Below are 11,756 nucleotides of genomic sequence, written 5' to 3' on the forward strand. Positions count from 1 at the left end.
AGTCCATCCCTCACCTTGTTTAATTGTGTTTCTTTTCTTCTATAATAACAGGTATTTACGATTTAAACATCATGAGTTCATCACAGGTTTAAATCGCTAGAACCATACTTCTCATTTTTACTAAAAAGGTATACAATGAAGCGAACTTTCTTCTATAGAAATGAGGTGCTATTATGCTGACAAAACAAACATTTAACCATAATCAAAATACTTGGATCAACCTGACCACTGAAAGTAAAGAGGAAGTTGCTCAACTTTACAGCGAACACAAAATCGATCAAGAGGTTGTCGAATACTCCCTAGATAAAAATGAACGAGCCCATTTGGATTTTGACAAGGCCGCTCAAACCTTCGTCCTAATCTACAATGTTCCCAATCGTTTAAAAATTGACAACCATTACGAGACAATTCCTATGACCTTTATTGTCAAAGATCGTTTACTTATAACGATCACAAATAGGAGAAACCAATATTTGTTCTTTGAAATGCAAAATTATTTGGAGAAGTTTCCGAATGTCTCGATTTTCCAATTCCTGTTTAGCAGTCTCTTCTTAATTAGTGATGCCTTTTTTCCTTTCGTTGAAGAGATGAATCAGGATCGAACCAAGGTCAGCAGTAAATTGAAGGAGAAAACCACTAAACGCAACCTATTGGAATTGTCCGATTTAGAAACGGGAATTGTCTTTTTCATTTCTGCTTCTAAACAGAATGTTGTCCTGTTGGAACAAATTAAAGCACACACTGTTTATAAACAGCTAAGCGATCCGGAAAAAGAAGAGCTGGAAGATGCGATGATTGAAGCGAAACAATTAGTCGAAATGACCAAGCTATCCTCTGAAATCCTTCAGCAGTTATCCAGCACCTATAATAATGTTTTGAATAATAACCTAAATGATACGATGCGCATTCTAACCGTTCTTTCTGTTTTATTGACTATCCCAACCATAATTACTGGCTTTTTTGGTATGAACATGCCTTTGCCTTTGGAACATAATGCTTCTGGTTGGGTAATTACGATAGTAATCAGTACAGTTCTTTGGTTTGGCCTCTCACTGATTTTTAGAAAATTACTAAAGCGATAACGAAAACCGACTAGCCTTCTCTGGAGAGAAACTAGTCGGTTTTCGCATACGTTGGATTATGTATAAATTTAGTCGAAATGAATAAACTCAGGATATTTAAACTGATCAAAATGACTATTCTCATTTTAAAGCCAGATGCTCCTAACAAGACCATGTAATTTTATAATTTATTGCAGCAGTACCTTCTGTAAAAAAGATAAAAATGAATCCTCTTACTTTTTTTCAGTTGTTCTCTTTTTAAGCAAAAAAAAGCAAAAAAATCGTTTAAATCAGTTTTTTCGATTCTTAAGAATTTTTTGATTGTATTTTAGCTTATTAATTTCATCTGTTATCAGCAAATTACTCAATCTAATATAAAACACTATTAAGACAGCTCTTTATAACAATTTCCACTTGCTATTATAAATGAAATCCGTTCTTTTATTATACATTACAAATTAAAATCAGTATCTTTTAGACGTTTCTTTAATTCAAAAATTTCACAAACGATTAAATTTCCTGTAACTTAGTATGTGTAAGATATGTCTCGTTATTTATATAATCTTTTTTTATTTCTAGAAAGGCAGGATGTTAAATGATTAAATTGTATATTTCTCCAAGTTGTACTTCATGTCGAAAGGCGCGAGCATGGCTAAAAGAAAAAGGGTTGGAATTTGAAGAACGAAATATTTTCTCGGATCCATTGAATTCAGATGAAATCAGAGAGATTCTATCATTAACTGAACTTGGTACAGAAGAAATTATTTCTACACGATCAAAAATCTATGAAAAATTGAACATAGATTTTGATAAATTATCTACAAATGAATTGATTGCATTGATTGAAAAATACCCAGGTCTGCTGCGTCGACCAATTATTTTGGATTCTTTACGATTGCAGGTAGGCTACAATGAGGATGAAATTCATCAATTCATTCCCAGAGAAATCCGTCGTACCGCAGCCAAGGAAATGGCTAGAATGCTGGTATTTATGGAATTAGAGAAGAAAAGTTTAGCTTAATCAATCCCTATTTTTAAACCTATTATCCCTCAACACAAAAAAGCTGCAGAGTTGCAGCTTTTTTGTGTTGATTTATTTAATACTATGCTTCTGGAAACTCATTTCTGATCGTGTAATCAAAGGCTCCTAAAGCGGCTGTTGCACCAGATCCCATGGAAATGATGATTTGTTTATAGGCGCTGTCTGTGCAGTCGCCGGCCGCAAAGACTCCCTCAACATTGGTTGCTCCATGCTTATCAACCGGAATTTCTCCTCGTTCAGTTAACGCAACAGAGCCTTGCAGCCATTCGGTATTCGGCATTAAGCCAATTAGGATGAAGACACCTTCAACATCTAAGGTATGCTCTTCGTTGGTTACTCGATCTGTATAAGTAATGGCTTCCACATGGCTTGAACCAGTAATTTCTTTGGTTGCAGCATTAGTGATTACGGTCACGTTATCCAGCTGATACAGTTTATCCTGTAGGACTTGATCGGCCTTTAATTCAGGCAAGAATTCTAAAACATAGACATGCTTGGATAAACCAGCTAAATCAATTGCGGCTTCAATTCCAGAGTTGCCGCCACCCACAACCGCCACGTCTTTGCCTTTAAACAATGGACCGTCACAGTGTGGACAATAAGCAATTCCTTTATTCTTGAACTCTTTTTCGCCAGGAACATTAATTGCACGCCAGCGAGCACCGGTAGCCAAGATGGCTGTCTTCGACTTCAATTGTGCGCCATTTTCCAGCTCTACTTCGATCCATTCATTTTTGCGGATAGATTTTGCACGCTGGCCTTTCATGATATCAACACCATATTGATTTACATGTTCTTCAACCTGACGCATCAACTGAGGACCTTCAACATATGGAGTCCCAATGACGTTTTCGATTCCTAAGGTTTCAAGTACTTGACCGCCAAAGGTTTCAACCACCATTCCTGTTTTGATCCCTTTTCGAGCAGCATAAATGGCTGAGCTGGCTCCGGCAGGTCCGCCACCGATAACTAGTACATCAAACGGTTCCTTCTCAGCAAATTCTTCTGCTCCTAGAGGGCCTGCAACTTTTTCAATCAATTGCTCAATTGTTGTACGACCGCTGCTAAACTCTTCTCCATTTAAGAAGACTGTTGGAACAGCCAGAACTTCCTTGGCATCTACTTCTGCCTGATACATGCCGCCTTCGATCATGGTGTGGGAAATCTTAGGATTTAACACAGACATAATGTTCAGCGCTTGAACCACGTCTGGACAGTTATGACAGGTTAAGCTGACATAGGTTTCAAAGTGCAGATCTTTGTCGATGGCTTTGATTTGAGCCGCTACCTTGTCTTCAATTTTTGGTGCTCGGCCGCTTACTTGAAGTAAAGCCAGAATGAAGGAGGTGAACTCGTGTCCCATTGGTAGTCCAGCAAAAGCGATCCCGCTTTTTTCCGTACTAGAAGGGTTAATTTCAAAGCTTGGTGTGCGAGATAAAGCTGCTTTTTCGACAGTAATACGAGGAGTCATTTCTGCTACTTCATTTAAGAATTCCGCAACTTTTTTCGAATTTTCGTCCTCTGCTACACTGGCGGTGAAAACCACATCAGATTCCAACAGTTCAAGGTATTGCTTTAGCTGTGCTTTTGTCTCATTATCTAACATTGTGCGCTCCTTAAATTTTTCCGACTAGGTCAAAACTTGGTTTCAATGTTTCGCCGTCTTCTTTCCATTTCGCAGGACAAACTTCACCTGGATGTGTGCGTACATATTGCGCAGCACGAATTTTATCTACCAAAATGCTGGCGTCACGGCCAATACCGTCTGCATTAATTTCCATTGCTTGAACCACACCATCTGGATCAATGATGAAGGTACCGCGCTGTGCCAAACCTGATTCTTCATCCAACACATCAAAAATACGTGAAATATGATGAGAAGGATCACCAATCATGGTGTATTCGATTTTGCCAATCGCATCAGAGGTATCATGCCAAGCCTTGTGAGTGAAATGAGTATCCGTTGAGCAAGAGTAAACTTCCACGCCTAATTCCTTCAGTTTTGCATATTGCTCCTGCAAATCCTCTAATTCTGTTGGGCATACAAAGGTAAAATCAGCTGGATAAAAACATAATACATTCCATTTGCCAGCAAAAGTTTCTTGAGAAACCTCTACAAATTCTCCTTGATGATATGCTTGCGCTTGAAACTCTTCTACTTGTTTTCCAATTAATGACATGGGTAAATCCCTCCTGTTTGATAATGAGAATATGATTCTCTAATTGAAAAAGCTGGAGTGAAAAAATCTGAAAACTTCCATCCATGCTTCTCCTTAATTTATAATCATTATAAACAGAAGTTCATTCTATTGTAAACACTTTTTTGCATTTTTTTGACAAAAATCTGATTTGAGAACAGATTTCACCGTCTTTAATCGACTAGCTGCTGAGTTTCATCTGAAATAATATTTTGCAGGCCATTCAATCAACGTACCTTTTAAGAAAAAAATTCGGAAGACCTGCATTCCTCCTAAGAGTGAATGCAAATCCTCCGATAACTTCTTTTTCTAATTCAATTTAGCCAACATTTTTACGTGCTTTTCTTCTATACAAGTAGATAATCAATGCTTGTATCGCTAGGATAACTACTCCTACAGCAATATTGATCTTAATGACCGTTTTCTGCCAAGGCATCCATTGGGAAGCATTGTCGTAGTTCTCATACTCACGGCTGTTAACTACTGTGTAAAGAATGTTATGAGCGGCTGTTCTCATGGCTTTAACCGCTGTGGCACTTTCTGTGTCGTCAAGACCAGCACCTGTTTCACCAGTAGTTGACAGCATCATATCGTTACCGTTTCGAATCGCTTTATCAGCATCCATATAACCGTAACCGCCAAAGTAATCCGTTAAGACAAATCCATCAAAGCCCCATTCGTCTCGTAATACAGTGTTTAATAGTGGCGAACATCCACCAGCCCATTGATTACCAATATAGTTAAAGGCTGACATGGCAGCATTTGCTCCGCCGTCCTTAACTGCCATTTCAAATGGTTTCAGGTAGACTTCACGAATCGCCTGTTCAGTTGACCAGGTTAGCAGTAAGTCAGTCCGATTCTTTTCTTGGTCATTCAAGGCAAAGTGTTTCATGTAAGAGTAAACGCCTTTTGATTTTGCTCCAGCGATTTCGTTCGCTGCCATAACACCTGAGATTACCCCATCTTCTGAGTAATATTCAAAGTTCCGGCCAGCAAAGGCACTTCTATGAATATTCATTGCCGGACCATACCAGCCAGAAATACCAATTTCGGCTGCTTCTTCACCGACGGCTTCACCACGATCTTTAGCTAATTCTTTGTTCCAGGTTGCAGCAATCATGGTTGCGGTTGGGAAGGCTGTGCCTTTTGCTTGAACAAAGAAGCTGCTGATTCCCGCTGGACCATCAAAATCGTAGGTTTGTAATTTGCCGACTGATTTAGCAGCAACGGTTTGGTAGCCACCATAAGTGATGATATTGCTCATATCTTTTACAGTCATTTGATCCAACAGCTTGTCCCATTTTTTATCGTCATACTCTAAGCCTGCTAGATCATTTAATTCCATGCCATTTGATACGCCTGTCTTAGGCATTTCATCTTTGTCATCATTTTCGATTTTGTAATCATCTGCATTGGTTAAGCCATCTTTTTCTAGATCAGTTAATGGACGGCTTTCAGGTTTTGCAGTTGTTGCTTCGTAGTTTGTAAAATCATCCTTACGGCTCAAGTATTCCACTTCACCTGTCGCAAAATCAGTAAACTGATTTTCTGCTGCGATTCCATCAGTGCTGCGTTTGTTTTCACCACTATAGGTAATTGTTCGGCCCAAGGTATAAGGCTTGCTGTCCAATGTTTCATGAGCGTTCGCCTTCAGAGCAATGGTATACTCACCGTCTTCTAGAACATAGGCCTTCGCTGTTTGATTATCATAGGAAGCCATATCCTCTTGGTTAAAGGAAATCGTCAATGTTTGACTTTCCCCTGGCTTCAATTCTTTTGTTTTTTCAAAAGCTAAGACATTTGTTGCTGCTTTTTCAATTCCACCGTTTTTATATGGCGGCGTGAAGTAGGCTTGAACAACGTCTTTTCCGGCTTTATCGCCAGTATTGCGGACGGTTACCTCAAATTCAATGGTTCCATCACTTTTCGTCTGCAAATCGCCCATCGTTTGTTCAAAGGTGGTATAGCTTAACCCGTAACCTAATGGAAATTGAACGGCCTTTGAATAACCCTCTTGATCATCTTGATAATAGGTTTCGTAGAACTTATAGCCGACATAAATATTCTCTACATAATCGACAAATTTATATTTGCTGTCATCATAAGAGAAATCACCAAAGTTGTTCCAAGTAGGTGTCGCCTTAAGGTCATAAACAAAAGTATCAACAGTTTTACCTGATGGGCTAACTGAACCATTTAAGATATTCCCTAATGCTGAAAAGCCAGTAGCACCAGGTCCAGCCATCCATAAAGCCCCTTTGATGTTGTCGTAGTCATTTAACCAGCCTAGCTCCATCGCATTTGATGAATTAATCAGCACGACAACGTCTTCGAAATTCTCAGTGACTAAGTCGACCATGTCTTTTTCGGTTTTCGTTAATTCCAGATAATGGTCACCTTTTTCAAAATCGCCCTCGTTCCCTTTATAGGTAATGTCTTTAGCCTTCATATCCGTTGGCAGGTCAGCCCCTTCACCGCCAACACGAGAAATGACCACTACTGCCGTATTGGAGAAGTCTTTGGCGTCATTGATTAATTGATCGGAATAATCACTACGTTTAGGTTCAACTAAAGTCCAGTCTTGCTCCCACATACCTACTACTGGACGATCCTTGCGGTAATCTGTGTAAAAATCCGACAATTGGTCATTCAGTTTAAACCCTGCATCCTGCAAACCACTTAAAATAGTCGTTGCGTTGCTGGTATCAACGTTTCCAGATCCAGTTCCCCCATATACAGGATTCGTGGAAGCCCAACCAAAAACATTCAAATTTTTCGTGCTTTCAGCTAACGGAAGATAATTGTCCGTATTTTTTAACAGCACGGTTCCTTCGTTGGCAATTTCTTCAGTCAGTTCACCATTTTTCTTCAATGTAGCTGCACTAACATTATCCAAACTTGCGTAATTTAAGTTAAACAAGTTAGCCATTGGCCCAAAGACAATCGCATTCACTGTGATCATAACCGCAATCAGCATTGCAATTAGTGATTCACCCTTAAGCCAGAATTTAAATTTCCATTCTTTGTTTCTAAAGACGATTAACGCGATAATTATAAGTACAAGTAAAACAACGGCAGGGATGAAGTAGACCGAAACCTTTTTAATAGTGGCATAAACATCCGCCATATTGAGTACGCCGTCTTGGCTTAATTTGTTTAAATAGAATGCTGCAACACCTGCAATTGCTAAAACAACCACCAGAGGTATTAGTATTTTACGATACTTTTTCAATTTGTATCCCCTTCCATATTCTGAAAATTAACTTGCAAAGCCGATACCCATTGCCCTTTCCCGCTAAAATACACCGGTTTATCTTAACTTGAAAAGACATATGTAACCCTTTACAAGGCATAGTATAGCAACCGAATTGAACAATAAAACAGCTCATTCATATCTTGTTGCTATTTATTCATAACTTGCTTTCAGCTCTTTTTAAACAGCTGAGAGCAAGTAGCGAATCTTAGTTAAAACCATACAGTCGTTTGGCGATTTGATACGCACCAATTGCTGTTTTTCGTCCCAGCTTGCCTGGAAGATTAACCCCTAAACCAAATACACCTCTGCGTAATCTTCTGTACAATACTGGATCACTCTTTCTAATAAAATTCCATAATTCCTGCTTTTTCTGCATGCTGTCTGGCGATCCCTCTTTGAGCAAAAAAATCGAGGAAACTGTCGTAATAATTTCGACATACCGCTGCATATATTTCAGCAGACTTTCGTTTTCTACCTGTGTATCTGAATAGAAGGCAACCATCCGTTTATTGACTGCTAATTGCTGATCAATCCGTTGAATCATTACCTGTTCATTGACAGATTGATCCTCTCGACCAATAAAATAGCGATACAGATCTACATTCAAGTAATGCATATTCTTGACCAACGGCAATGGTTGAAAAATATACAGGTTATCTACATAAAACGTATGCTGAGGCAATTTTAATGACAGTTCCTTTAAAATACTGGCACGATAAATGACCGAGTGCATCAGCAAATATTTCCCTAACGGAAAGCGAACATCCGCCCAAGAAAATTCTTGATCCACAGGCAAAAAGGATTCATAAGAGATAACTTTCTTGTTCTTGGCTCCTTGTTTTTCGTACACATAGTTGCTGATCAGCATATCAACTGGATGATCCGTTTCAACTGTTTCCGTCAGCATTTGCAAAACCTGCTGATAGGCATTGGCATCCAGCCAATCATCACTGTCCACAACCTTTATATAGTGACCAGTAGCATGATCAAGGCCAGTGTTGATAGCCTGACCGTGTCCACCGTTTTCCTGATGAACAGCTTTGATGATTTCCGGGAAATAACTGGCATAATGATCGGCAATTTCTGCCGTACGATCTTGTGAACCATCATTAACAATGATAATCTCGACAGCTTCTTTTCCTAATAGTAAGGAATTAATACAGCGTTCCATGTAATCTGCTGAGTTATAGCAGGGAACAATTAAACTCAATATTTTCATGATCAATTTTCTTTCTTCATTATTTTAAATTTCATCATTGGATAGTTTATCAGAACTTGGATAACAATGTTCACAATATTTGCGACAGTCGGTGCGAAATTGCCAATGTAAGGCGACAATCGTGCGATTACATATGGAGGCAGCCAAACAGAAATCAGGCCGGCTACTGTAACGGTAGCAATATACCAAGGCAAGACCTTTTTCACGTCAACAGTGGCCGAAAAGACTACCTTGCGTTGAACGATAAAGTTCACAATTTGAGCACAGACATAAGCAACGAGGAAGCTTAAAAACCCTCCTAAGCCGCCTTGCTCCGTTCCATAATGAAAGATAAACCAGTTAAAGGGAATGTTGCTTAACCCTGAAAAAATAATTCCTGTACCGATCCATAGTACTAAGAAGTTGGTGATCGTAGCAACATTGCTCATAATATTGAACAAAATAAATTCATAGACATCTGGATGCTCGTGTTTGAATTTTTGAATGATTTGTACCAGCTTATTGCTGGATTGACTTTGCTTCATACGCTTTCTCCTTTACTTTGCTTTTTGAAGCTTGCGATTATGGAAAAATTGCTTGATTAAACCTGCAAAGCCCTTGAAAAAATGACCGTTGACCATGACAAGCATTTCATCAACCATGGCTAAGCTGACCATTCCATTCGTCATTTTAGCAATCGCTCGAAAAGGCATATTAGAAATAAACAACAAATTTAGATCCGGTTTGCCCTTCTTCTCACTTCTTTTCAGCAGTGCACCAATGATGCGACACACTAAACGGGCCAATGGATTCTTTGCTTGGCTCATTTCAGCAATAATACTTGTTCGATTCAGCTGACGTTTGCCACTGACTTCTTCTTGAGGAACCTTTTGTCCGTATAATTCCTCAAAATCCGCCAGAGTTACCGCTTCAAGTTCCGCTGTCTGATATTTTGACAGCTGCGCAGTCATTACAGGTTGTGTTCCTGAAACCAGCAGCTTGCCTTCTAGGCGAATATCTTGCGCTGAACTTGCCAGCATAATCGTGTATTCTCCTGCCTCGGTTTTCCATGATTTGCTGTTAACATCATAATACCGAAAGCTCTTATCATCAAAGGCGATTTCAATTGTTTGGCTTTCTTTTGGCTGCAGGAAGACTTTAGTAAATCCCTTTAGCTCTTTAGCCGGTCTTACTAATGGTGAATCAGGCTTGCCAACGTATAATTGAACAATTTCTGCTCCGGCTTTGTCACCGATATTGGTGATTACTGCTTTTACACCTGACTCGGTAATCTGCAATTCACTATATTGGAAACGCGAGTAGCTTAAACCATAACCAAAGGGATAGCGAACCGCTTTTTGGGCCGTATCGTAATACCGATAACCAACGTATAGTCCTTCCTTGTAGTAAACGTATCGGCCTTTAGCCGGAAATTCTTTGCCAAAGGGAATATCCTGATAAGAAAGCGGATAGGTTTCGTTGAGCTTGCCGCTCGGATTGTGATTTCCGCAAAGTACCTCCAGCATAGCACTGGCGCCAGCTTCTCCGCCCAGATAACCATGTAAAATCCCTTGCACTTTGTTTTCCCACGAGCATTCCACTACAGAGCCCGCCGACAAAACAACCACGATCGGTTTTTCGACAGCTGCTAATTCTTGAATCAAGGCCAATTGGTTTTTAGGCATATCAAGAGTCGAACGATCCATTCCTTCGCTTTCCAAAATTTCGTCCAACCCAGCATAAAGCAAGATTACATCGCTTTTTTCAGCTAACGCAAGAGCTTCAGTTACTAGCTGGTCATCGCTTTGCCCGCCACGTTCATAACCCTTGGCAAAGCCGGTAATCGTTAAGGGATACTCCCCGATAACATCTAAGGTGGTTTCCAAATTCTTTGCATTTACTACTGACGAACCGGCTCCCTGATAACGAGGCGTTTGGGCGAAGTCGCCAATAACCGCTACCTTTTTATCTGGGGTTAAAGGCAAAATTCCGGCTTCATTTTTTAGCATAACCACACTTTCCATAGCAGCCTTCTTCGCTACTTCATGATGCTTTTGCCAATCAATCTCTCCCTCGGAGCCTGATGACTCTACCATGTAAATGACAGACAGCAATTCATCTACCCGCTGATCCAAAACAGCTTCGTCTAGTGCACCATTTTCGACCGCTTCAACCAGCTCCAACGTACCGTTTTTACTTAAGGTTGGCATAGCTAGATGGCTGCCGTTTTTTACACCGGCTGTATGGTCGTTATCGCCGCCCCAGTCAGAAACTACAAAGCCCTCAAAGCCCCATTCCTCCTTCAGAATCTCTCGCAGCAAATAAGAATTTTCATTGGCATACTGACCATTTAATAAGTTGTAGGAAGACATAATTGACTTAGGCTGTCCTTCTTTTACAGCAATTTCAAAATTGGTTGTATAGATTTCTCTCAGTGTCCGTTCGTCCACAATCGAATCTGAGGCCATGCGGCGATACTCCTGACTATTCGCTGCAAAATGCTTGGGACTTGCGATTGTTCCATTGGCCTGTATCCCTTTGATACTAGATGCAGCCAGCTTCCCAGCTAAATAGGGATCTTCGCTATAGTATTCAAAGTTTCTGCCGCACTTAGGATTCCGTTTGATATTCAAGCCAGGACCTAGAACAACATTTACCCCTAAGGCTTTGGCTTCTTCACCAATACAGGTTCCGACTTGATAGACTAACGCTTCATCCCAGCTGTTGGCCAAGGTCGCAGCGGTAGGAAAACAGGTGGCCGGCAAGCTAGCATTTAAGCCTAAATGATCGGCTTCTCCCACTTGCTTCCTCAGACCATGGGGACCATCAGACATGAAAATAGCTGGTACTACTTCTGGAATATCCTGGGATTCCCACGTATTTTTCCCCGACATCAACGAGGCTTTTTGTTCCAACGTGAGAGTATCAATAATTTTTTTATTCTTCAGCATCTTACTCACCTTTTCAATTTATGCAATCAATTTATCATCAAAGGAAGCGG

8 protein-coding genes are annotated in these 11,756 nt (G+C 40.1%); 2 read left to right on the plus strand and 6 right to left on the minus strand.

Going from position 1 to position 11,756, the window contains the following annotated elements:
* Nucleotides 1–173: 173 nt before the first annotated feature.
* Both I588_RS08970 and spx read left to right on the plus strand, forming a co-directional pair.
* The gene (locus tag I588_RS08970; protein ID WP_010755355.1) at nucleotides 174–1,082 is read left to right on the plus strand and encodes a magnesium transporter CorA family protein; all 909 of its coding nucleotides are present in this window, start codon (nucleotides 174–176) and stop codon (nucleotides 1,080–1,082) included.
* Nucleotides 1,083–1,656: 574 nt separating this feature from the next.
* The gene (gene spx, locus I588_RS08975; RefSeq protein ID WP_010755354.1) at nucleotides 1,657–2,082 is read left to right on the plus strand and encodes a transcriptional regulator Spx; all 426 of its coding nucleotides are present in this window, start codon (nucleotides 1,657–1,659) and stop codon (nucleotides 2,080–2,082) included.
* Between the two features lie 82 nt (nucleotides 2,083–2,164).
* Here spx and ahpF read toward each other — a convergent pair whose 3' ends face one another.
* From ahpF to I588_RS09005, 6 genes are all read right to left on the minus strand, one after another.
* A complete protein-coding gene (gene ahpF / locus I588_RS08980) occupies nucleotides 2,165–3,709 on the minus strand; it encodes an alkyl hydroperoxide reductase subunit F (protein WP_010755353.1) in 1,545 nt (514 codons plus the stop codon).
* A 10-nt stretch (nucleotides 3,710–3,719) separates the two neighbouring features.
* Nucleotides 3,720–4,283, minus strand: a complete 564-nt coding sequence (gene ahpC, locus I588_RS08985; RefSeq protein ID WP_010755352.1) for an alkyl hydroperoxide reductase subunit C — start codon at nucleotides 4,281–4,283, stop codon at nucleotides 3,720–3,722.
* 337 nt (nucleotides 4,284–4,620) lie between these two features.
* A complete protein-coding gene (locus I588_RS08990) occupies nucleotides 4,621–7,533 on the minus strand; it encodes a glycoside hydrolase family 3 protein (RefSeq protein ID WP_010755351.1) in 2,913 nt (970 codons plus the stop codon).
* A gap of 229 nt (nucleotides 7,534–7,762) precedes the next feature.
* Nucleotides 7,763–8,776 (minus strand): glycosyltransferase family 2 protein, encoded by a 1,014-nt coding sequence (locus I588_RS08995; RefSeq protein ID WP_034692319.1) that lies wholly within the window; start codon nucleotides 8,774–8,776, stop codon nucleotides 7,763–7,765.
* A 2-nt stretch (nucleotides 8,777–8,778) separates the two neighbouring features.
* Nucleotides 8,779–9,300, minus strand: a complete 522-nt coding sequence (locus I588_RS09000) for a GtrA family protein (protein WP_010755349.1) — start codon at nucleotides 9,298–9,300, stop codon at nucleotides 8,779–8,781.
* Between the two features lie 12 nt (nucleotides 9,301–9,312).
* Entirely contained in the window at nucleotides 9,313–11,706 is a 2,394-nt protein-coding gene (locus I588_RS09005) for a glycoside hydrolase family 3 C-terminal domain-containing protein (protein ID WP_010755348.1), read from the minus strand.
* Between the last annotated feature and the right edge of the window lie 50 nt (nucleotides 11,707–11,756).

The sequence above is a fragment of the Enterococcus pallens ATCC BAA-351 genome (genome assembly GCF_000407485.1).
GTDB classification, from domain to species: domain Bacteria; phylum Bacillota; class Bacilli; order Lactobacillales; family Enterococcaceae; genus Enterococcus_A; species Enterococcus_A pallens.